Raw genomic sequence first — 21,543 nt, 5'->3', positions numbered from 1 at the left:
ACTTCTCTACGCCTTTTCCTATAAAAAGCGCGGTGCACGGCAGAAGCCTGAACAGTGGCTGTATGAGCTTGAGATAAACGAATCGCCCACCGGTTTTTCATGTTCCTTTCACAAAATCACGCTTAACCTCAATGGGGTCCGAGATGACGCCTTTGTGAGCGTCCAACGTGTTGACCATGACATGAAAAGTCAACCGATGTAATTTGTCACAAATTTCCGGCAACTGCTTGATGCAGCTTTTGTTTTGGCGTCTACTCTGCAATTGGATCCAGCGCTTTTAACCTGCATGGTTATTCATTTTTAAGCTCCGAGGTGCCCATGAGTCAGGCGTTTTTACCCTTCTCCCGCCCCAGTATCGGCGACGAAGAAATTGCTGCGGTAGAGCAAGTACTGCGCTCTGGCTGGATCACTACCGGGCCGAAAAACCAGCAACTGGAAGAACACTTCGCCAACTATGTTGGCTGTCGGCATGCCGTCACATTGTCATCGGCCACCGGTGGTATGCATATCACGTTACTGGCATTGGGGATCGGGCCCGGCGACGAAGTCATCACCCCATCGCAGACCTGGGTGTCGACCGCCAACATGATCTGCCTGCTCGGCGCGACGCCGGTTTTCGTCGACGTTGACCGCGACACGTTGATGAGCGACCTGGCGAGCATCGAAGCGGCGATCACACCGCGCACCAAGGCAATCATTCCGGTGCATTACGCCGGCGCGGCGTTCGACCTCGATCCGCTCTACGATCTGGCCGACAAACATGGCATCGCCGTCATCGAAGACGCGGCTCACGCCGCGGGCACTTTCTATAAAGGTCGGCACGTCGGCGCCCAAGGCACGGCGATCTTCTCGTTCCACGCGATCAAGAACATGACCTGCGCCGAGGGCGCGATGTTCGTCAGCGACGATGAAGCCCTGGCCAATCGGGTACGCATGCTCAAGTTCCATGGCCTGGGTGTCGACGCCTACGACCGCCTCACCCACGGCCGCAAACCCCAGGCCCAGGTGATCGAACCCGGCTTCAAGTACAACCTGGCCGACATCAATGCTGCCATCGCCCTGGTGCAACTGGAGCGCCTGGACGCGATCAACGCCAAACGCACAGAGCTGGCCCAGACCTACCTGCAACGCCTCGAAGGCCTGCCGGTGCAACCGCTGGCCATTCCGGCCCATGCGCAACAGCACGCCTGGCATCTGTTCATCCTGCGCATCGACGCCGAGCGTTGCGGGCTGGATCGCGAGGCGTTCATGAAGGCGTTGCAGGAACAGAACATCGGCACCGGCATTCACTTCATCGCCACCCACCTGCACACTTACTACCGGCAGCGTTTCCCCAACATCTACCTGCCCAACACCGAATGGAACTCGGCGCGGCTGTGTTCGATCCCGTTGTTCCCCGACATGACCACCGATGATGTCGATCGTGTCGTCGGCGCCATTGAAAACACACTGGACAGAAGCCTGTGAAACCTTATCCGATCCGTTGCGTATCAATCGTCATCCCGGTCTACAACGAACAGGACAGCCTGCCCGAGTTGCTCAGGCGTACCGAAGCGGCGTGCCAGCAACTGCACCATGACTACGAAATTGTGTTGGTCGACGACGGCAGCCGCGACAACTCGGCGCAAATCCTCGAGGAGGCTGCCAGTCGCGACTGCAGCCCGGTGGTGGCGGTCATTCTCAACCGCAACTACGGCCAACATGCGGCGATCATGGCCGGGTTCGAACAATGCAAGGGCGATGTGGTGATCACCCTCGACGCCGACCTGCAAAACCCGCCGGAAGAAATCCCTCGGCTGGTGGCTCAGGCGGAACTGGGCTATGACGTGGTCGCCACGGTGCGCAATAACCGTCAGGACTCGGCCTTGCGTCGCTGGCCATCGAAGCTGATCAACCTCGCCGTGCAACGCTCCACTGGCGTCGCCATGAGCGACTACGGCTGCATGCTGCGCGCCTATCGCCGGACCATCGTCGATGCCATGCTCGCCTGCCGCGAACGCAGCACGTTCATCCCGATCCTGGCCAACAGTTTCGCCCGGCACACCACGGAAATTCTGGTGACCCACGCCGAGCGCGAACATGGCGAATCCAAATACAGCCCGATGCGCCTGATCAATCTGATGTTCGACCTGATCACCTGCATGACCACCACGCCACTGCGATTGCTGAGCATCGTCGGCTTCGGCATGGCCGGCCTCGGCGTGCTGTTCGCCATCGCGTTGATTGTACTGCGCATGGCTTTCGGCGCCGGTTGGGCGGGCGGCGGTACGTTCGTCCTGTTCGCCGTATTGTTCGTTTTCACCGGTGGGCAATTCATTGGCATGGGCCTGCTGGGCGAGTACCTGGGCCGCATGTACGGCGACGTCCGGGCACGTCCACGGTTCTTTATCGAAAAGGTTTTGCGCAGCACCCCCTCTGCTCCTGCCCCCGTTGTCACCGTTGACGGTCTCACTTCCACTTCTTCAGATCAGGTTCTCTCATGAGTGCAAAAGCTGTTGTCTTCGCTTATCACGATATTGGCTGTGCCGGCATCGAAACCCTGCTTGCCAGCGGTTTCGAGATTGCAGCCGTGTTCACCCATCCCGATGACCCGAAGGAAAATGCGTTCTATGGCTCGGTTGCGCAACTGTGCGCCCGTAAAGGCATCCCGGTGCACGCCCCGGAAGATGCCAACCACCCGCTGTGGATCGAGCGCATCAGCAAGCTCAACCCCGATTACCTGTTCTCGTTCTACTACCGCAATCTGCTGAGCGAACCACTGCTGGCCACTGCCAGTAAAGGCGCGTTCAACCTGCACGGCTCGTTGCTGCCTCGCTACCGTGGCCGGGCCCCGGCCAACTGGGTGCTGGTCAACGGTGAAACCGAAACCGGCGTGACCCTGCACCGCATGGTCAAACGTGCCGACGCCGGCGCGATCATCGCCCAGCAACGGGTGGCGATCGAGCGCACCGACACCGCGCTGACCCTGCACGGCAAATTGCGCCAGGCCGCCAGCGATCTGCTGCGCGACACCTTGCCTGCACTGCTTCAGGGCAAAATCAGCGAAACCCCGCAGGACGAATCCAAAGCCACAGTGTTTGGCCGTCGCACCCCGGCGGACGGCAAACTGGTCTGGAGCAAACCGGCCGAAGAACTGTTCAATCTGGTCCGCGCCGTGACCCAGCCTTACCCGGGCGCGTTCTGTGCCGTGGGCGAGCACAAGTTGATTGTCTGGAGCGCGGATGTCGTCAAGGGCAACGAAGGCCAGGCACCCGGTCGGGTCATCAGCGTCGATCCGCTACGCATTGCTTGCGGCGAAGATTCGCTGGTGATCAACGCCGGCCAACGCAACGACAACGGCCTGTACCTCAGCGGCCCACAACTGGCCAATGAGCTGGGGCTGGTCGACGGTTCCGTATTGCGTGGCGCCGAATCGGGCCGTGCACCGCGTCGCACCCGAGTGCTGATCCTTGGCGTCAACGGCTTCATTGGCAATCACCTGTCCGAGCGTCTGCTGCGTGACGACCGCTATGAAGTGTACGGCCTGGACATCGGCTCGGACGCCATCGAGCGCCTGCGCAGCCATCCGAACTTCCACTTCGTCGAAGGCGACATCAGCATCCACTCGGAGTGGATCGAGTACCACATCAAGAAGTGCGACGTGGTCCTGCCGCTGGTGGCGATCGCCACGCCGATCGAATACACCCGTAATCCGCTGCGGGTGTTCGAGCTGGATTTCGAAGAGAACCTGAAACTGGTTCGCTACTGCGTCAAATACAACAAGCGCGTGATCTTCCCGTCGACGTCGGAAGTCTATGGCATGTGCCAGGACGCCAACTTCGACGAAGACAGCTCCAACCTGGTGGTCGGGCCGATCAACAAGCAACGCTGGATCTACTCGATCTCCAAGCAGTTGCTCGACCGGGTGATCTGGGCCTATGGCCAGAAAGGCCTGAACTTCACCCTGTTCCGCCCTTTCAACTGGATGGGCCCACGCCTGGACCGTCTGGACTCGGCGCGCATCGGCAGCTCCCGGGCCATCACCCAATTGATCCTGAACCTGGTGGAAGGCACACCGATCCGTCTGTTCGATGGCGGCGAGCAAAAACGCTGCTTCACCGACATCGCCGATGGCGTCGAAGCCCTGGCGCGGATCATCGACAACGACAATGATGCCTGCAACGGCCAGATCATCAACATCGGCAACCCGGACAACGAAGCCAGCATTCGTCAATTGGGCGAAGAGCTGCTGCGTCAGTTCGAGGCGCACCCGTTGCGCGACAACTTCCCGCCGTTCGCCGGTTTCCGCGATATCGAAAGCAAGGCCTTCTATGGCACCGGCTATCAGGACGTGTCTCACCGCAAACCGAGCATCGCCAACGCCAAGCGTCTGCTGGATTGGGCGCCGACTGTCGAGATGAGCGAGACCATCGGCAACACGCTGGACTTCTTCTTGCGCGAAGCCATGCTTGAGATCGCGGACAAAAAACGTTGATGCAGGCAGGCCTTCGAATCGATGTCGACACCTACCGAGGCACCCGTGAGGGGGTGCCGCGGCTGCTGGAAATGCTCGATGAGGCTCAGGTCAAGGCGACGTTTTTCTTCAGCGTCGGGCCAGACAACATGGGGCGCCACCTGTGGCGCCTGATCCGCCCGCAATTTCTCTGGAAAATGCTGCGTTCCAACGCCGCCGGCCTGTATGGCTGGGACATTCTGTTGGCTGGCACCGCGTGGCCGGGCAAACCGATCGGTCGCGACCTCGGGCACCTGATGCGTCAGGCCCAGGCAGCCGGGCATGAAGTCGGCCTGCACGCTTGGGATCACCACGGCTGGCAAGCCAATGCCGGACACTGGAGCGAAGCGCAACTGATCGAACAGATTCGCCGTGGCGTCGACAGCCTCAGCGATATTCTTGGGCAAAAGGTAGAATGCTCGGCGTCCGCCGGTTGGCGGGCGGACGAGCGTGTGATCGAGGCCAAGCAGGCTTTCGGCTTTCGCTACAACAGCGATTGTCGAGGCCAGCATCTGTTCCGGCCGACCTTGGCCGATGGCAGTCCGGGGGCGCCGCAGATTCCGGTGGACCTGCCGACCTTCGACGAGGTGGTCGGCCCGACCGTCGCAGCCAAAGACTTCAACACCTTTATCCTTGAACGGTTCTCCCCGCAAAAACTCAATGTCTACACTGTCCATGCCGAAGTAGAAGGGATTCTGATGGCCAACGATTTTCGCCAATTACTGGCCGATGCTCGCCAACGTGATATTCATTTCCAGCCCTTGGGCAATTTGCTGCCCGAGGCCTGCGCTACCTTGCCGTCGGGCCGGGTCGTGCGCGGCACCCTCCAGGGCCGTGAAGGCTGGCTGGGGGTACAAGGCGCATGAGCAAACCCTGGGCATTGCCGTTATTACTGATTGTGTTGGCGCTGGCATACTTGCTGCCGCTGGGCACCCATGGTTTATGGATTCCCGACGAAACCCGTTACGCCCAGATCAGCCAGGACATGCTCCTGAGCGGTAACTGGGTGTCGCCGCACTTCATGAGTTTGCGTTACTTCGAAAAACCGGTGGCCGGCTACTGGATGATCGCCATCGGCCAGGCGCTGTTTGGCGAAAATCTATTTGGCGTGCGTATCGCCTCGGTGCTGAGTACGGGGCTTAGCGTGTTGCTGTGTTACCTGATCGCCCGCCGATTGTGGAGCGAGCCACGCAAGAGTTTCGCCTGCGCACTGCTGTACATGAGCTTTACGATCGTCGCCGGGCAAGCCGGCTACGCCAACCTCGATCCGCAATTCACTTTCTGGGTCAACCTGAGCCTGGTGGGTTTGTGGTTTGCACTGGACAGCGTCCGCCGAGGCCCGCGCCTGCTCGGTTGGGCGGTGCTGGGCCTGGCTTGCGGCATGGGCTTCATGACCAAGGGGTTCCTTGCCTGGCTGCTGCCGGTGCTGGTCGCCCTGCCCTGGATGCTCTGGCAAAAACGCTGGCGCGAATTGCTGGCTTACGGCCCGGTGGCGATTGTCGTGGCCATCGTGGTGAGTCTGCCGTGGGCCTTGTCGGTGCATGCGCAGGAGCCCGATTACTGGCGGTTCTTCTTCTGGCACGAACACATTCGCCGCTTCGCCGGGGATGACGCCCAGCACGATGCACCGTGGTGGTTCTACCTGCCGTTGCTGGTGGCATTCAGCCTGCCATGGGCGGCGTTGCTGCCATCGGCACTGAAACAGGCCTGGCAGACCCGGCGCCAGGCCAACATCGCGTTCCTGTTGCTGTGGCTGCTGATGCCACTGCTGTTTTTCAGCCTGAGCAACGGCAAACTGCCGACCTACATCATGCCCTGCCTGCTGCCCCTGGCGTTGTTGCTGGGTCATGCTTTGGCCGACCGGCTGAAGCTGGAACAGGGCCGGGCACTGGGTATCAACGGCCTGCTGAACCTGATGCTGGGCCTGATCACCCTGATTGCGCTAGTCTATCTGCAACTGAAAAAACCGCTGTACAACCATGAACTGCACAATCTGATATTGGTGTTCATCGGGTTGATCGGCTGGATCATGGCCAACCTGCTGCAAGCGTTTCGTCCGTTGCAATGCTGGGCGGCACCGGCCTTCGGCAGTTTGCTGCTGATTGGCGTACTGCCGGCCGGGATGCCCAACTCGGTGGTGGCGAACAAGATGCCTGACCAGTTCGTACTCCATCACGTCGATGAACTGGCACAGGCCGACAAGCTGTTGAGCAACGACCTCGGCGCCGCCTCGGCCCTGGCCTGGCGCCTGAAACGCCCTGACGTGGCGTTGTACAACACGATAGGTGAACTGAAATATGGCTTGGCCTATCCTGATGCAATACAGCAGCGAGTCGATCTCGATCAGGTGCAACAGTGGATGCGTGAAGCCCGCCGGAACGGTTCGGTCGGCGTGGTGATGCGGGTCAAGGGAGATGACGAACTGCAAGAAATCGAACTGCTGCCCAAGGACGGCAAACGTTATGAACAAGGCAACCTGGTGATTCTGATCTTCCCTCAGGATGCGTCATGAGCCTGTTGCTGCTACTGACCGCCTGCCTGCTGACCTGCCTGGGCCAGATCGCCCAGAAGTACGCCGTGGAAAGCTGGCGTGGCAAGACCTCGGGCTGGGGCGAGAAACTGCGCTCGCCGTGGCTGTGGCTGGCGCTCGCCTCCCTGGGACTGGGCTTGCTGGTCTGGCTGCTGGTGTTGCAGCGCCTCGAAGTCGGTATCGCCTATCCCATGCTCAGCTTGAATTTCGTGCTGATTACACTGGTCGCCCGTTTCGTCTTTCACGAAGTCATCGACCGCCGTCACTGGTTGGGCGTGGCGCTGGTGATCAGTGGCGTGGCGCTGCTGGGGCAACACGCATGAGCCTGCGTCGAGGAATCGCCTTCGCCCTGGGCAGCGTGCTGTTGGGCACCACCGCGCAGTTGGGTATGCGCTGGAGCATGACTCGCTTGCCGCATCCCGAACAATGGTTATCCGCCTTGAGCAATGGCAGCGTCGATGTGTCCGCCGTGGCCGTCGTGCTGGCCGCCATCCTCGCCTATGCCGTGTCGATGCTCACCTGGCTCGCCGCCCTGCGGGATGTGCCGCTGGGCCGGGCCTATTCACTGCTGAGCATCAGCTATGCGTTGGTGTATGTGCTGGCCGCCAGCCTGCCACTGTTCAACGAATCCTTCAGTCTTTCAAAAACCCTGGGAGTGGCTCTGGTCATCCTGGGTGTTATCACTATTAATTCTCGACCTGCTCGCGCGCCCGAACTTAGGAGTGCATCATGAAAATCAGTGTATTTGGTAGCGGTTACGTTGGTCTGGTGCAAGCCGCCGTCCTGGCTGAAGTCGGCCACGACGTAGTGTGCATGGACATTGACGAGAAAAAAGTTGCGTTGCTGCAACAAGGCCACGTCAGCATCTTCGAGCCGGGGCTGGCCAGCCTGGTGCGTGAAAGCCTGGACGCCAAGCGGCTGCACTTCACCGCGGACGAAAAATTCGCGGTGCAACATGGCCAGGTGCTGTTCATCGCCGTCGGCACGCCGTCCCGGGAGGATGGTTCGGCGGATCTGCAATACGTGTTGTCCGTGGGTGAAGCGGTGGCGCGTCATCGTGAACAGCCGGTGATCCTGGTGGAGAAATCCACCGTGCCGGTGGGCACGGGCGATACGCTGCGCGCCCATATCGAAAAGTACCTGCTCCAGGCCGGCCGGCAGTTGCAGTTCGATATCGTTTCCAACCCGGAGTTTTTGAAAGAAGGTTCGGCCGTGGCCGATTGCCGGCGCCCGGACCGCATCATCATCGGCTGTGAAGGCGATGAAGTGCGCGACGTGATGCGCGACCTCTACGCCCCGTTCAACCGCAACCATGACCGCGTCATGTTCATGGACCTGCGCAGCGCCGAGCTGACCAAATACGCCGCCAACTGCATGCTGGCGACCAAAATCAGCTTCATCAACCAGATCGCCGAACTGGCCGAACACCTGGGTGCCGACATCGAATCGGTGCGACTGGGCATCGGTGCCGATTCACGCATCGGTTACCACTTCATCTATCCCGGCTGCGGGTATGGCGGCTCGTGTTTCCCCAAGGACATGCGCGCGCTGATTCACAGTGCCGAAGAGGCCCACTGCTCCAGCGACCTGCTGCAAGCGGTGGAAGCCATCAACGAGCGGCAGAAACACAAACTGTTCGAACGCATCAACGCCTTCTACAAGGGCGATTTGCAGGGCCGGACCTTCGCCGTGTGGGGCCTGGCATTCAAGCCCAACACCGACGACATGCGCGATGCGCCAAGCCGTGTGCTGCTGGAATCGTTGTGGGCCGCCGGGGCCAATGTGCGGGCGTTCGACCCGGAAGCCATGCAGGAAACCCAACAACTTTATCCTGACGAACCGAAGCTGATGCTCATGGGCACGCCGGAATCGGTCCTCGCGGGTGCCGACGCGTTGATCATCTGCACCGAATGGCAGCAGTTCAAGGCGCCGGACTTCGACCTGATCCAGCAACGTCTTAACGCACCGGTGATTTTCGACGGGCGTAACCTGTACGACGCTGAGCGCCTGGCCCGCAGCGGATTCCTGTACTTCCCGATGGGCCGTGGTGAGTCGCGCAAGCTGCCGATTCCGCACCAACAATGGCCTGCCGCTTCGGTCGTTGCGTGACCCCCCTATCGCCCGGCATTCGTCGGCAGTCCGTGGGGCTTGGGCTGCTGACACTCATGCTGTTCATCGCCGGGGTTTATCAGCAAGCGGCGATCGGCTTCGACTCGCGCTTTGTACTGTTCGCCCAGGAGATGCTGCGCCACGGGCCGTCGGTTTTTCCGACCACCTATGGCCAGCCCTATGCTGACTATTCGGCGGTGTCGACGCTGTTTATCTGGTTGCTGTCCCTGCCGTTCGGGCAGGTCAACAGCCTCAGCGCCTGGCTGCCGAGTGCCATCGCCGCCGCCGTGATCGTCACATTGATGTACCGGTTGCTCGCGCCCATTTCCAGACGCTGGGCGCTGCTGAGCGTCGCCCTGATGCTGCTGACTATTACGTTTGTCACCGAAACCCGTGCCGTATCCCAGGACTTGATGCTGGCGGCCGTCGCCTTTTCGGTGTTCTACGTGGGGTATGCCACCGACCATTTCGCGATGCCCAGTCGGTGGCCATTGATCCTGGCCTTGTTGTTGCTTGGCTTCGGGGTTCGCGGGCCAATCGGGCTGGTGATCCCCACCGGCATGCTGTGCAGCTACTACCTGCTCAATCGCCAATGGTCACGGTTGTTCGGTTTTGGCCTGTTGGCGGCGGTGTTGCTGGTGCTATGCGTCGGCGCATTACTGTGGCTGGCCGAAGCCAGTGGTGGAACGGCCTTCATGCATGACGTGGTGCGCATGCAGTTCATGGGGCGCATGGACGGCAGTGAAGGCGTCAGTGGTTCGCTGTATTACTTCACCGCGTCGTTTGGCAACTATGCGCTCGCTTATCCACTGGCACTGCTGGTATTGGCCGCGGTCTGGCTGACGAATCCACGGCAGGCAGGTCCGGCATTACGCCTGTTGCAATACTGCACGGCGGCCGGGTTGATCGTGATGATTGGCTTATCGATTCCCCAGGCGAAAAAGGCCCGTTACCTGCTGCCGATGCTGCCCATGGCGGCGATCATTGCGGCGTACCCGTTTCAGGTGGCGCAGGGTCGGGTGTTCGGTTGGTTGCGGGGTTTGATGCAAGGGCTTTGGTTGGTGATACCGGGAGTGTTGATTGTCGCATTGCTGATCGTTCAGCGGCGTCTGCCAGCACAACCACCTGCCTTTGTGCCGGTATTGATCGTGCTTGCGGCCCTGCAAGTCATCGCGCTGGCGGCTTGGTTCCGCGCTCACTGGCGAGCCGAGGTGCTGGCCTGTTGCGCAGTCCTGGCGCTATGGTCGGTTTATATCCTGGTGTTTGAACCGGTCGAACGTCAGCTTTACGACACGCAAGCCTTCAGCCGAGCCGCGTTCGCAGAGGTTCAAAAAGCCCCGGCGCCGTTGGTGCTGCACGGCATGGGCAAAGACGCCAAGGCGATCAAGTTCATGGTTAATATCGAGCAGGATTTGCAACCGGTGTTCACCGAATCGATTCAGGAGCTGGAAGCCCTCTCGGGGCCAGCCTGGCTCATGATGGACCGAAGCGACTACAACGCCTTGCAAGGCACTCCACTGGGGGCCCAGCCACCGGTATTGAGCGGACGTTTCGATAAAAATGATTTCGTATTGCTGCACACACCTCCCTTATAGGAACTGACGCAGGCTGAGATCTTTTGATGGTTTCGATGTTGCTAAAGAGCAAGATCAAAAGATCGCAGCCTTCGGCAGCTCCTACGTAGGCAGGTATTGTCCGTTAGTTACTGTTAGCCACATTTGAACACCTTCGTTTGAGGTCAAACCGGCGCCTTCAAATCCACCCCCAACGCCAGGGCAAACGCCTTCACCAGCGGACTGCGCACGGTGTTGTGGCGCAAGATTAGATTGAACGGCGTGACGATGTTGATCAGGTCCGGACGCACCGCCCGAAATTGTCCCTGAGCCACCAGGTTTGCCGCGTAATGCTCGGGCAGAAAGCCGACGAAACGACCGGTCTTGACCAGCAGCGCTACGGCTTCTACTTGAGTCGCCGAGGCGGAGAAGCTGTCGTAGCGGGCAAAATTCAGTTTGTCGCGATGGATCGCGTAGCGGTGGTTGATGCACTCGTAATCTTGCAGCACGTTGCTGCCCATCTCCGCCTCCGGCAGCGAGAATAGTGGATGACCGACAGCGCAATACACGTACAAGCGCTCTTCATAAAGCGGGAAGTAATCGAACTCTTCTCTTTTTTGGTAAACCGGCACAATCCCCACCACTAATCGCCCCTCGACCACGCCTCGTTCCACTTCATCTAACTGAGACGCCTAAAGTTGGAACCTTACTTTCGGCGATTCTTCGTTTATTTTTCTAAGCGCGGCAACTAACGGCGAATTGTCGTCCGAAATCGTATTATCAATTACGCCCACTCCAAGGTCGCCAATAAGTTCGTTCTGTGCCGAACTAAGCCGATCACGAAAGTTATCGACCGAGGCAAATAAATCGATCGAAGCCTGGTACACCAGACGCCCTTCTTCGGTCAGGTGAAAACCCTCTCGGCCTCGGGTACACAGGCGCATGCCGATACGGATTTCCAGGTCGGAGATCTGTTTGCTGATGGCCGCAAGGCCCACATTCAGCTCATTCTGCGCAGCACTGAAGCCACCGGCCTCAACCACAGCCTTGAATACTTTGAGCAGTTTGAAGTCCAGACCGCTAAGGGCCAGCGGCGCCCGATGTACCGTTCTTTGCGGCGGGTTTCCGGAATTGGAAAGTGGGGTTTCCATAATGCTTATTTACCTCTGGCGCCCTATTCAACAATCTGTGCCCAACAACAAAAACAGTGCTGGCTAATAATAATGAACACAGAAAACAAGGCTTGGCAACCGTTAATAAATCCCACCGATCAGTGCCAACTCACTGATTTCGAACCATTAAAAGCTGACACTTCGATCAGCTCTCGCCATTTAGCAACTGCCCTCTTGAACACTGCTCAGTCATGACCACACCCGAATAATTTCCGGGAAGTGTTCCAGGCTCTGCACACCGATTTCAGTTCGCGTTACCGACGAGGAAAACAACAATGTCTCAAACCACCGACCGTCTCTGGGGTGCCCGCTTCAAAAGCGGCCCGTCCGAAGCCCTGGCGGCCCTGTCCCGTTGCCCCGAGCGCTACTTTCGCCTCACTCCGTACGACCTCGCCGGTTCCAAGGCGCACGCCCGGGAATTGCAGCGCGCAGGGCTGTTGAGCGAGCAGGAAAGCCAGACCATGCTCGACGCCCTGGAGCGTATCGGTGATGACTTCCGTGCCGGCAGCATTGCGCCGACCCTGGATGACGAAGACGTCCACACGTTCATCGAGCGCCTGCTGACCGAACGCCTCGGCGCGCTGGGCGGCAAGCTGCGCGCCGGCCGTTCACGCAACGACCAGACCGCCAACGACCTGCGCCTGTTCCTGCGTGATCACGTTCGTACACTGGCCGTTGAAGTGCTGGCCTTGCAACAAGCGTTGGTGGATCAGGCCGAGCAACACATCGAGAGCATCTGCCCGGGCTTCACCCACCTGCAGCAGGCCCAGCCGATCGTCTTCGCTCACCACTTGCTGGCCCACGCCCAATCGATGCTGCGCGATGTGCAGCGCCTGGTGGACTGGGACGCGCGCACCTCGCTGTCGCCACTGGGTGCGGCGGCCATGGCCGGTTCCGCCATCGCTCGCCTGCCCCAGCAGTCGGCCAAGGAAATGGGCTACAGCGGCGTCTGCGAAAACTCCATCGACGCCGTGGCTAGCCGCGATCATGTTGCCGAGTTCCTGTTTATCGCCAGCATGTTGGGGATCAACATTTCCCGCCTCGCCGAAGAATTCTGCTTGTGGTCGTCGCGGCAATTTCGCTGGGTGGCGCTGGACGATGCCTACGCCACCGGCAGTTCGATCATGCCGCAGAAGAAAAACCCCGACATCGCCGAACTGGCCCGGGGCAAGGCTGGCCGCTTGATCGGCAACCTGACCGGGCTGCTCTCGACGCTGAAATCCCTGCCGCTGTCCTACAACCGCGACCTCAGCGAAGACAAAAACGGCGTGCTGGACAGCGTCGACACCCTGTTGCTGGTGCTGCCAGCGATGGCCGGGATGGTTGCGACCATGAAGGTCAACGTCGAAGAACTGCGTCGTCAGGCACCGCTGGGCTTCACCCTGGCCACCGAAGTCGCCGACTGGCTGGCGGTGCGCGGCGTGCCGTTCAAGGAAGCTCACGAAATCACCGGCGCGCTGGTCCAGGCCTGTGAGAAACACGACCTCGAATTGTGGGAAGCCTCACCGGCATTGCTGGCCGAGATCGATCCACGCCTCAAACCTGAAGTGCGCGACAGCCTGACCCTCGAAGCTGCGATCGCCGCCCGCAGTGGCTGGGGCGGCACCGCGCCGCAACAGGTGCGCGAGCAGATCGGCCGACTGAAAACCGCCCTCGCCGCGCAGCAGCAATGGACCGAGGACTATCAGGGCTTTCGCCTTTAAGTCAGAGCATAAAACCTGTGGGAGCGAGCCTGCTCGCTCCCACAGGGGGGCGTGTTTGACCTGAAATACTACCGTACGGAGAACCAACATGAGCCAGACACAGGCAGAACGACTCCAGGCGGAGCGCAAACTGGCGGAAAACCAGTTCGATATCACCCAGTACCAACATGTGCCACGGCGTTACTACGGGCGGATTTTCTTCGCCAGCGTGATCGTGATCGCGATTGTCGGCCTGGTGCGCGCGTTCGCCGAAGGCAAGATCGAATGGTCGTACATCGGCCAGTTCCTCACCTCTCAGGCCATTATGTGGGGCTTGCTCAACACCATCGTCATGGCGGTGCTGGCGATGGCGCTGGGCATCGTCTTCGGGGTGATCACCGCCATCATGCGCATGTCGGCCAATCCGATCCTGCGCTATGTGGCGCTGACCTACACCTGGCTGTTTCGCGGTACGCCGCTGATTCTGCAGCTGCTGCTGTGGTTCAACCTGGCGCTGATTTTCCCCACCATCGGCATCCCCGGTCTGTTCGAAATGGACACCGTGAGCCTGATGACACCGTTTGTGGCCGCCCTCCTCGGCTTGAGCATCAACCAGGGCGCCTACACCGCCGAAGTGGTGCGCGCCGGCCTGCTCTCGGTGGACACCGGGCAGTACGAAGCCGCCAAGTCGATCGGTATGCCACGCCTGCAAGCCCTGCGCCGGATCATCCTGCCCCAGGCCATGCGGATCATCATTCCGCCGGTGGGTAACGAGTTCATCGGCATGGTGAAAATGACCTCCCTGGCGAGCGTCATCCAGTACTCGGAACTGCTCTACAACGCCCAGAACATCTACTACGCCAACGCCCGGGTAATGGAGCTGCTGATCGTCGCCGGTATCTGGTACCTGGCCACCGTCACTGTTCTGTCCTTTGGTCAAAGCCGTCTGGAGCGTCGTTTCGCTCGCGGCGCCGGCAAGCGTTCTTGAGGAGCCGCACATGAGAAGCATCGTCAAGGCCGTGAGCCTGAACAAGTACTACGACCATTTCCACGCACTCAAGGACATCAACATCGAGGTCGAGCAAGGCGAAGTGCTGTGCATCATCGGCCCGTCCGGCTCCGGCAAGAGCACACTGCTGCGCTGCGTGAATCAGCTGGAAAAAATCGACAAGGGCGGTCTGTGGGTCGACGGCGAACTGGTGGGTTACCGCATCGTCGGCAACAAGCTGCACGAGCTCAACGAGTCGCAGATCGCCCGCCAGCGCCTGGCCACCGGCATGGTGTTCCAGCGTTTCAACCTGTTCCCGCACATGACTGTGCTGCAAAACATCATCGAAGGGCCATGCCAGGTGCTCAAGCGTTCGCCCAAAGAGGCGCACGAAGAAGCCGTGGAACTGCTCGCTCGCGTCGGCCTGGCCGATAAACGCAACAGCTACCCGATTGAGCTCTCGGGTGGTCAGCAACAACGTGTCGCCATTGCCCGTGCGTTGGCCATGCGACCCAAGCTGATGCTGTTCGATGAACCCACTTCGGCACTCGACCCGGAACTGGTCGGTGAGGTGCTGTCGGTGATGCGCGATCTGGCGCAAACCGGCATGACCATGATCGTCGTCACCCATGAACTGGGCTTCGCTCGCGAAGTTTCCAACCGCATGGTGTTCATGGACGGCGGGCAGATCGTGGAGGCTGGAAGCCCCGAAGAAATACTAATAAGTCCGCAAAACCCACGCACCCAAAGCTTCATTTCTGCCGTTCGAACCTAAGCGTCCTTTGACGCTCACAACACTCATAAGAGAACGACCATGAAGAACCTAGTAATCCCAGCAGTACTTGCCAGCGTCCTGGCATCCGGTTTCGCCTTCGCTGCCGAGTTGCCGGCCAGCATCAAGGACAAGGGCGAGATCGTCGTTGCGATCATGCCGAACTATCCGCCGATGGATTTCAAGGACCCGGCCACCAACACCCTCACTGGCCTGGACTATGACTTGGGCAACGCCCTGGCCGAACGTCTGGGCGTGAAGATCAAATGGCAGGAAACCGGCTTCGAGCAAATGATCAATGCGCTGACCACCGACCGCGTGGACATGGTGCTGTCAGGCATGACCGACACCGCCGAGCGTCAGGCCAGTGTGACCTTCGTCGACTACTTCACCAGCGGTCCGCAGTTCTACACCTTGCAGAAAAACAAGGACACCAACGAGATCGTCGACCTGTGTGGCAAAAAAGTCGGCACCAGCCGTCGTACTACCTTTCCGGCGGAAATCGCCGAGTGGAGCAAAGCCAACTGCGAAGCCGCCGGCAAGCCTGCGATCAACGTGATCGGCACCGAAGGCTCGGCCGACGCCCGCGCGCAACTGCGTCAGAGCCGTATCGACGCGGCGATGCAGGGCAGCGAAACCCTGCCGTACCTCAAGACCCAGGAAAAGGACATGTACAAAACCGTGGGCCTGCCGATTTCCAAGCAGTTCTCGGGCATGGGTGTGAGCAAGAAAAAGCCTGAGCTGAGCGAAGCGGTGAAAGTCGCGTTGCAAAGCATGATCGATGACGGCAGCTACCAGGCGATCCTGAAGAAATGGGCCCTGGAACTGGGCGCGATCAAGACCGTGACCATCAACGCCGGGAAATAACACGGTTCGTAGCAGCTGCCTCGCAGGCTCGGCAGCTGCTACAGATGTTTCAACTATAAATTCTGGAGCGCCATACGATGTCCTCCTCGCTGCAACCCACCTGGCCCGATCAGCACACAGCCTGCCTCGCCCTGGCCTTCGACCTCGATGGCCCCACTGGCGATGCCATGCTCAATGGCTCGATCTGGCGCAAGCCCGAGTATTTCGGTTTCGGTGGCTATGGCCCCTATCGGGCGCTGCCGCGGATTCTCGATTTGCTGGACGAGTTTCGAATCCCGACGACGTTTTTCGTCCCGGCCTGGATCGTGGAGAACTGGCCGACGCAGTGCCAGGCGATTGTCGAGCGCGGGCATGAGGTGGCCTACCACGGCTACAAACACGAATCCTTTTACGCCCTGACGCTGGAGCAGCAGAAGGACGTGATGCACAAATCCCGCGAGGTGTTCTGGAAGCATCTGCACATCCGCGCCGAAGGTTTCCGCACACCGTCCGGCGACTGGCGGGCCGAAACACCGGCCATGCTGGTGGAGGCTGGCGTGACCTACTCCAGCAGCATGCGCGGCGATGACCGGCCCTACCTGGTCAACGTGCCGGGCTTCGATACACCGTTGGTGGAAATCCCCGGCCGCTGGGAAATGGACGACTACGCCTCCCTCGCCTACACCCGTGCGCCGGACTTTCCTTCCGGGCTCGACCGTACCGCCAGCTACGAACTGACCCTGGATAACTGGTGCCGCGAATTCGACGGCGCCATGGCTGAAGGGTTGTGCCTGACCACCCTGTTCCACCCCAAGATCACCGGCAAACCGGGGCGCATCCTGCTCCTGGAAAAACTCTTCGAACACATGCGCCAGCGCGACGACGTGTGGTTCGCCACCTGCCGCGACGTCGCCCAATGGTGGCTGAAGGAGCATCACCATGGCTGATTCCACTGTCTGGCCCAATGGCCACCGCTGCGCCGTGGTATTGACCGTCGATTACAACGACATCCACGGCATCCTCACCCAGGCCCCGGAAGTCGCCGGGCGCGACAAGACCTTGTCGGTGTGGCGCTACGGCACCCAACGCGGTGTCGAGCGTTTGCTCAGGCTTTTCGAAGAACTGGGTGTTTGCAGCAGTTGGTGCATTCCCGGCATCGTCGCCGAGGAAAACCCGCAACACATCCGGGCGATCCTGGCCGGCGGGCATGAAATCACCTGCGCCGGGTATCGCCATCAGAACTACGACAACCTGACGCTGGCCGAGCAAAGTGCCGAGGTTGCCAAGGGTTGCGAGGCTTTAGAAGTGCTGACCGGTCAGCGTCCGACAGGCTTTCGTATCCCGGCCGGCAGTGGTGCGCCGGGCTTCATCGAGGCCTTGAGGGACCACGGCATACGCTGGTCTTCGTCATGGCGCGGCGATGATTTGCCCTTCGCTCACCCGACGGCACCCGAGGTGATCGAACTGCCGTTGCATTACGAACTGGAAGACGAACCCTACTTCGCCTTCAACCTCAGCCCGGCGGTGCCGCCAGCGCAATCGCGGATCGCTTCCTACAGCCATACCCTGGGCAACCTGCAGATGGACTTCGCCGGGTTTCACCGCTTCGGGCTGTGTTATGTGCTGCGGTTGCACCCGGAAATTATCGGCACGCCTGGGCGGATCGGCGTGTTGCGGCAATTGCTTCAAAGCATTCAGCAGCACGACGACGTGTGGATCGCCACCGGTGCCGAGGTCGCTCAGTGGTGGGCCGAATCGGCAGCACCCGTAACCGAGGATCATCCGGCGGCGGTGTACGAACGCCATTATCGGGATTACCTGACATGAGTGAACGCCTGCAACGACTGGCGCAGTTCTGCGTCGACACTCGCTTCGAGGAATTACCTCCCGCATTGGTGACACAAGCCAAGCGGCACATCCTCGACACTTTCGGCGCGGCCCTGGCCGGGGCTGGTAGCGATGTCGCCAAACAGACGCGTCAGGTTTTCGAGGGCGAAGCCGGCAGCTCATTGGTCTGGGGCAGCGGTCAGCGGGTTGGCGCGGCGCAGGCTGCGATACTCAACGGTATCGCCGCCCATGCCCTGGAGTTGGACGACACCGGCGGCTGCGACCATTCCGGCGCGGTGGTGCTGCCGGCGGTAATGGCTGCACTCTCGATGTCGATAAAACCGGTGAGCGGCCGCGAGTTGATCACCGCTGTGGTCATTGGCTACGACATCGGTCGTCGAGTGCTCGAAGCCTGCGGCAGTTACTCGGCCCACAACGGCGTCGGTTGGCACTCCACGGCGACGTGTGGGGTGTTTGGTGCAGCGGCCGCCAGCGCGCGGATTATCGGTCTGGATGCGCAGCAAACCCTGGCGGCGCTGGGCATCGCCGGCAGCTTCAGCGGCGGTCTGTGGGCCTTCATTCATGATGGCTCGCAAAGCAAAAGACTTCACAGCGGTCGGGCTGCCGAAGGTGGATTGCTGGCGGCGCGATTTGCGCAGCAAGGCATCACCGGGCCGACAAAACTGTTCGATGATGTCTGGGGCGGTTTTCTCAAGACCCTCGCGGCGGATACCGCTGTGCCCGAGGCGCTGGATGCCGAACTCGGCCAAGTGTGGAAACTCGCCCGCTGCTCGATCAAACCCTACGCCGCATGCCGAGGCACGCATTCGGCGATCGATGCGTTGGGTTTGTTGTTGGATCAATTGCAGGTCAGCGTCGATCAGGTCGAGGACGTTCAGGTTTCCCTGTGCGGATTCCTTCAGGACATGTGTGGTGGTCAAGACATCAACACCCTGCCGGCCGCGCAGATGAGCCTGCGTTACGCCCTCGCGGCCCGGCTGGTCCATGGGCATTGCCGGTTGGAAGCCTACGACGACGAACAGCGCAGCCACCCGCGGATTGCACACTGGATGTCGCGCATTCACCTTGAAGTGGACCCGCGACTGTCAGAGGATGGCGAGCCTGTTGTCAGCCTGCGGACCGTGGACGGTCGGCAGGCGAGTTTGTGCGTTGAGGTGCCGTTGGGCGCGCCGGGCAATCCGCTGAGTGATGAGGCGCTGGAGGAGAAATTTTTCAGCCTGGCGGGGCGGGTGATGCCGCGACAGCAGGCGCAAGCATTGCTTGAGCAGTTGTGGCGGCTGGAAGAACTGGAATCGGTTCGGGCGCTTGATCGGTGGCTGAGTTGAATATTGTGTTGCCTGGTCCGGCCTCATCGCGGGCTTGCCCGCGATTGGCAGCAACTCGGTATCGCGTCGATACCAAAGAATCTGAATAAGGACATTTGCCCAACCGTGGCCACTTACTCGCTCGTTATCCGCCGGCTGATGATCTGCTCGCTGACCATCGTCGTCAGCCGCGCCATCACCAGCCCGTTGCTCACACTGTTTCTGAGCAACAAACTCGGCCTCAATCAACAGGACGTCGGCCTGTTGCTCGGTATCGCGGTGTTCATCGCCACCCTGCTCGCCCTTTACGGTGGTTACATCATCGACCGCCTCGAAAAGCGTCGCCTACTGATCCTCGCCATGCTTTCCAGTGCCATCGGCTTCGTGCTGCTGACCTTCGCCGAAAACCTCTACCTGACCACCGCCACCCTGGTGATCACCGAAACCGCCTCGGCATTGTTCCTGATCGGGTCCAAGGCGATCCTCAGCGAAAACCTGCCCATGGGCCAGCGCGCCAAGGCCTTTTCGTTGCGTTACACCCTGACCAACATCGGTTACGCCACCGGCCCGATGCTCGGTGTGGTGATCGCCGGGGTGCAGCCGCTGGCGCCGTTCCTGATCGCCGGCGGCATCGCGTTCTTCAGTATCTTCTTGATGAGCGGCATTCCCAGGGACTCGGCGCAGACACCCGCGATCGGCCAGCCGCAGAATTTCCTCAAAACCCTGGTCACCCTGAAGAACGACCGCACGCTGATCATGTTCACCTGCGGCTGCCTGCTCAGCACCGTGGTGCACGGTCGCTTCACCCTGTACCTGTCGCAATACCTGTTGGTCACCCACGACGCCAAACGTGCCCTGGAAACCATGGCCGCCCTGCTCGCCTGCAACGCCATCAGCGTAATCCTGCTGCAATACCAGATCGGCCGGTTTCTCAAACGCGAACAACTGCGCTACTGGATTGTCGGCGGCACCAGCCTGTTCATTCTCGGGTTGATCGGTTTCAGCCTGGCCGACAGCCTGGTGAGCTGGTGCATCGCAATGTTCATTTTCACCCTCGGCGAAATGATCATTTACCCGGCCGAGTTCCTGTTCGTCGACACCCTCGCCCCGGAAGAACTGCGCGGCAGCTACTACGGCGCGCAGAACCTGGCGGCCCTCGGCGGTGCATTGAGCCCGGTGATCTGCGGCTTCCTGCTGATGCACACACCTGCGCCGACCATGTTCTATGCCCTGAGCGGGTTGACGGCGATGGGCGGTTTGCTGTGTTTCATGAGTGGTCGGCGGGTGGCGATACTGCAAAAATAATGCACTGAAGCTGCATCAATATGAATTTGTCAGCATCGTGAATGAACGGCACACTGTGCGCCGTTCCTCCCCCAATAGTTGGAACCACTTCAAGGGCTTTCCGGGTATCCGGACAAGCCTTTTTTTTGCTCAGGTTTTGTTAAAGGATTGATTGTCGTCATGCTTGCTCGCTGGTTGCCCGCCGCCATCAACACCCGCCCCACCGAATGGAGCCGCGCCGCCATCGGCATGGCCCTGGGGACGATGTTCAGCGTCTGGTTCTGCGGTCAGGTGTTCGGCATTGAAGTGGCGCTGCACCTGATCGGGCCGCTGGGGGCTTCGGCGGTGTTGTTGTTCGCCGTGTCCTCGGGCGCACTGGCCCAGCCGTGGTCGATTCTTGGTGGTTACCTTTGCGCGGGGGTGATTTCGCTGCTGGTCGCTCACGTACTCGGGCGCACCCTCGGCAGCGCCTGCCTCGCGGCGGGCATGGCGCTGATTCTGATGTGCTGGCTGCGTTGCCTGCACCCTCCGGCCGGAGCGTTGGCGTTGTTGCTGGTGATAGCAGACCCGGCGACCATCGCCATGGACTGGAAGGCCCTGGGCCCGGTGATGCTCAGTGCCTCGACGATGCTGCTCAGCGCCCTCGCCTATAACAACCTGACGCGCATTCGTTACCCGAAACGTCCCGCTGAACCGGCACCGTTAATGCCCGCCACCGACAGTCAGGCGATCACCGCCGAGGATCTGCGACGGGCACTCGCCGACATGGAGGCCTTCTACGATGTCACCCCCGAAGACCTCGAACAGTTGATCCATGCCAGCGAGTTGCATGCCAAGCGCCGTAGCATCGGTGAAGTGCTGAGCGGCAGAGCCTGAAAACACTCGCACTCTGTGGCGAGGGGGCTTGCCCCCGTTCGACTGCGCAGCAGTCGCAGATTCGGTGATCTCGGTATTACTGAAGAA

At 60.3% G+C, this 21,543-nt stretch carries 18 protein-coding genes and 1 pseudogene; 18 read left to right on the top strand and 1 reads right to left on the bottom strand.

The window, feature by feature from the left end:
• The first annotated feature begins 318 nt into the window (after positions 1–318).
• From arnB to ACZ9BB_RS09370, 9 genes are read left to right on the top strand one after another with little or no spacing between them, the layout of a single operon-like run.
• Positions 319–1,467: a UDP-4-amino-4-deoxy-L-arabinose aminotransferase gene (arnB, locus tag ACZ9BB_RS09410; protein ID WP_476213521.1), complete on the top strand. Its 1,149-nt coding sequence runs from the start codon at positions 319–321 to the stop codon at positions 1,465–1,467.
• Positions 1,464–2,483, top strand: coding sequence for an undecaprenyl-phosphate 4-deoxy-4-formamido-L-arabinose transferase (gene arnC / locus ACZ9BB_RS09405; protein ID WP_476213520.1), 1,020 nt, complete (start codon positions 1,464–1,466; stop codon positions 2,481–2,483). Before arnB ends, arnC begins: the two co-directional genes overlap by 4 nt.
• Positions 2,480–4,474, top strand: coding sequence for a bifunctional UDP-4-amino-4-deoxy-L-arabinose formyltransferase/UDP-glucuronic acid oxidase ArnA (gene arnA / locus ACZ9BB_RS09400; protein ID WP_476213519.1), 1,995 nt, complete (start codon positions 2,480–2,482; stop codon positions 4,472–4,474). Before arnC ends, arnA begins: the two co-directional genes overlap by 4 nt.
• A complete protein-coding gene (arnD, locus tag ACZ9BB_RS09395) occupies positions 4,474–5,358 on the top strand; it encodes a 4-deoxy-4-formamido-L-arabinose-phosphoundecaprenol deformylase (RefSeq protein WP_476213518.1) in 885 nt (294 codons plus the stop codon). Before arnA ends, arnD begins: the two co-directional genes overlap by 1 nt.
• Complete coding sequence (arnT, locus tag ACZ9BB_RS09390) at positions 5,355–7,004, top strand: lipid IV(A) 4-amino-4-deoxy-L-arabinosyltransferase (RefSeq protein WP_476213517.1); 1,650 nt, start codon at positions 5,355–5,357, stop codon at positions 7,002–7,004. Before arnD ends, arnT begins: the two co-directional genes overlap by 4 nt.
• Positions 7,001–7,345 carry a 4-amino-4-deoxy-L-arabinose-phosphoundecaprenol flippase subunit ArnE gene (gene arnE / locus ACZ9BB_RS09385; RefSeq protein WP_476213516.1) on the top strand — a complete coding sequence of 115 codons (345 nt, stop codon included), beginning with the start codon at positions 7,001–7,003 and terminating at the stop codon, positions 7,343–7,345. The genes arnT and arnE overlap by 4 nt, the downstream gene beginning before the upstream one ends.
• Positions 7,342–7,755: a 4-amino-4-deoxy-L-arabinose-phosphoundecaprenol flippase subunit ArnF gene (gene arnF / locus ACZ9BB_RS09380; protein WP_476213515.1), complete on the top strand. Its 414-nt coding sequence runs from the start codon at positions 7,342–7,344 to the stop codon at positions 7,753–7,755. The genes arnE and arnF overlap by 4 nt, the downstream gene beginning before the upstream one ends.
• Positions 7,752–9,131: a UDP-glucose dehydrogenase family protein gene (locus ACZ9BB_RS09375; protein ID WP_476213514.1), complete on the top strand. Its 1,380-nt coding sequence runs from the start codon at positions 7,752–7,754 to the stop codon at positions 9,129–9,131. The genes arnF and ACZ9BB_RS09375 overlap by 4 nt, the downstream gene beginning before the upstream one ends.
• Positions 9,132–9,187: 56 nt before the next feature.
• The gene (locus tag ACZ9BB_RS09370; protein WP_476218255.1) at positions 9,188–10,726 is read left to right on the top strand and encodes an ArnT family glycosyltransferase; all 1,539 of its coding nucleotides are present in this window, start codon (positions 9,188–9,190) and stop codon (positions 10,724–10,726) included.
• 143 nt (positions 10,727–10,869) lie between these two features.
• Here the strand turns inward: ACZ9BB_RS09370 and ACZ9BB_RS09365 are convergent.
• Positions 10,870–11,835, bottom strand: a pseudogene (locus tag ACZ9BB_RS09365) (LysR family transcriptional regulator).
• A gap of 296 nt (positions 11,836–12,131) precedes the next feature.
• Between ACZ9BB_RS09365 and argH the strand changes: the two are divergent.
• The 9 genes from argH to ACZ9BB_RS09320 all read left to right on the top strand — a co-directional run bounded on the left by argH (position 12,132) and on the right by ACZ9BB_RS09320 (position 21,456).
• Positions 12,132–13,559, top strand: a complete 1,428-nt coding sequence (argH, locus tag ACZ9BB_RS09360) for an argininosuccinate lyase (protein ID WP_476213513.1) — start codon at positions 12,132–12,134, stop codon at positions 13,557–13,559.
• An 88-nt stretch (positions 13,560–13,647) separates the two neighbouring features.
• Positions 13,648–14,526 carry an amino acid ABC transporter permease gene (locus ACZ9BB_RS09355; RefSeq protein WP_253423049.1) on the top strand — a complete coding sequence of 293 codons (879 nt, stop codon included), beginning with the start codon at positions 13,648–13,650 and terminating at the stop codon, positions 14,524–14,526.
• Positions 14,527–14,536: 10 nt separating this feature from the next.
• Entirely contained in the window at positions 14,537–15,301 is a 765-nt protein-coding gene (locus ACZ9BB_RS09350) for an amino acid ABC transporter ATP-binding protein (protein WP_018929141.1), read from the top strand.
• Positions 15,302–15,340: 39 nt separating this feature from the next.
• The gene (locus tag ACZ9BB_RS09345; RefSeq protein WP_476213512.1) at positions 15,341–16,165 is read left to right on the top strand and encodes an ABC transporter substrate-binding protein; all 825 of its coding nucleotides are present in this window, start codon (positions 15,341–15,343) and stop codon (positions 16,163–16,165) included.
• 77 nt (positions 16,166–16,242) lie between these two features.
• Positions 16,243–17,091, top strand: coding sequence for a polysaccharide deacetylase family protein (locus tag ACZ9BB_RS09340; protein WP_476213511.1), 849 nt, complete (start codon positions 16,243–16,245; stop codon positions 17,089–17,091).
• A complete protein-coding gene (locus tag ACZ9BB_RS09335; RefSeq protein WP_476213510.1) occupies positions 17,084–17,971 on the top strand; it encodes a polysaccharide deacetylase family protein in 888 nt (295 codons plus the stop codon). The genes ACZ9BB_RS09340 and ACZ9BB_RS09335 overlap by 8 nt, the downstream gene beginning before the upstream one ends.
• Positions 17,968–19,317, top strand: coding sequence for an MmgE/PrpD family protein (locus ACZ9BB_RS09330; RefSeq protein ID WP_476213509.1), 1,350 nt, complete (start codon positions 17,968–17,970; stop codon positions 19,315–19,317). The genes ACZ9BB_RS09335 and ACZ9BB_RS09330 overlap by 4 nt, the downstream gene beginning before the upstream one ends.
• 105 nt (positions 19,318–19,422) lie before the next feature.
• A complete protein-coding gene (locus tag ACZ9BB_RS09325) occupies positions 19,423–20,601 on the top strand; it encodes an MFS transporter (RefSeq protein ID WP_476213508.1) in 1,179 nt (392 codons plus the stop codon).
• A gap of 159 nt (positions 20,602–20,760) precedes the next feature.
• The gene (locus ACZ9BB_RS09320; RefSeq protein ID WP_476213507.1) at positions 20,761–21,456 is read left to right on the top strand and encodes an HPP family protein; all 696 of its coding nucleotides are present in this window, start codon (positions 20,761–20,763) and stop codon (positions 21,454–21,456) included.
• The last annotated feature ends 87 nt before the right edge of the window (positions 21,457–21,543 follow it).

It is taken from the genome of Pseudomonas sp. TE3552 (genome assembly GCF_056278945.1).
The sequence above is the reverse complement of the archived record's forward strand: the minus strand, read 5'-3'. Positions and strand labels throughout refer to the sequence as shown.

Excerpts from the sequence above, each read along its gene's own strand:
- arnT (WP_476213517.1), top strand. The coding sequence starts at position 5,355 with ATGAGCAAACCCTGGGCATTGCCGTTATTACTGATTGTGTTGGCGCTG.
- ACZ9BB_RS09330 (WP_476213509.1), top strand. The coding sequence starts at position 17,968 with ATGAGTGAACGCCTGCAACGACTGGCGCAGTTCTGCGTCGACACTCGC.
- ACZ9BB_RS09320 (WP_476213507.1), top strand. The coding sequence starts at position 20,761 with ATGCTTGCTCGCTGGTTGCCCGCCGCCATCAACACCCGCCCCACCGAA.
- ACZ9BB_RS09375 (WP_476213514.1), top strand. The coding sequence starts at position 7,752 with ATGAAAATCAGTGTATTTGGTAGCGGTTACGTTGGTCTGGTGCAAGCC.
- arnA (WP_476213519.1), top strand. The coding sequence starts at position 2,480 with ATGAGTGCAAAAGCTGTTGTCTTCGCTTATCACGATATTGGCTGTGCC.
- ACZ9BB_RS09340 (WP_476213511.1), top strand. The coding sequence starts at position 16,243 with ATGTCCTCCTCGCTGCAACCCACCTGGCCCGATCAGCACACAGCCTGC.
- arnD (WP_476213518.1), top strand. The coding sequence starts at position 4,474 with ATGCAGGCAGGCCTTCGAATCGATGTCGACACCTACCGAGGCACCCGT.
- arnB (WP_476213521.1), top strand. The coding sequence starts at position 319 with ATGAGTCAGGCGTTTTTACCCTTCTCCCGCCCCAGTATCGGCGACGAA.
- ACZ9BB_RS09345 (WP_476213512.1), top strand. The coding sequence starts at position 15,341 with ATGAAGAACCTAGTAATCCCAGCAGTACTTGCCAGCGTCCTGGCATCC.
- argH (WP_476213513.1), top strand. The coding sequence starts at position 12,132 with ATGTCTCAAACCACCGACCGTCTCTGGGGTGCCCGCTTCAAAAGCGGC.
- arnF (WP_476213515.1), top strand. The coding sequence starts at position 7,342 with ATGAGCCTGCGTCGAGGAATCGCCTTCGCCCTGGGCAGCGTGCTGTTG.
- ACZ9BB_RS09335 (WP_476213510.1), top strand. The coding sequence starts at position 17,084 with ATGGCTGATTCCACTGTCTGGCCCAATGGCCACCGCTGCGCCGTGGTA.
- ACZ9BB_RS09355 (WP_253423049.1), top strand. The coding sequence starts at position 13,648 with ATGAGCCAGACACAGGCAGAACGACTCCAGGCGGAGCGCAAACTGGCG.
- arnE (WP_476213516.1), top strand. The coding sequence starts at position 7,001 with ATGAGCCTGTTGCTGCTACTGACCGCCTGCCTGCTGACCTGCCTGGGC.
- ACZ9BB_RS09370 (WP_476218255.1), top strand. The coding sequence starts at position 9,188 with ATGCTGTTCATCGCCGGGGTTTATCAGCAAGCGGCGATCGGCTTCGAC.
- ACZ9BB_RS09350 (WP_018929141.1), top strand. The coding sequence starts at position 14,537 with ATGAGAAGCATCGTCAAGGCCGTGAGCCTGAACAAGTACTACGACCAT.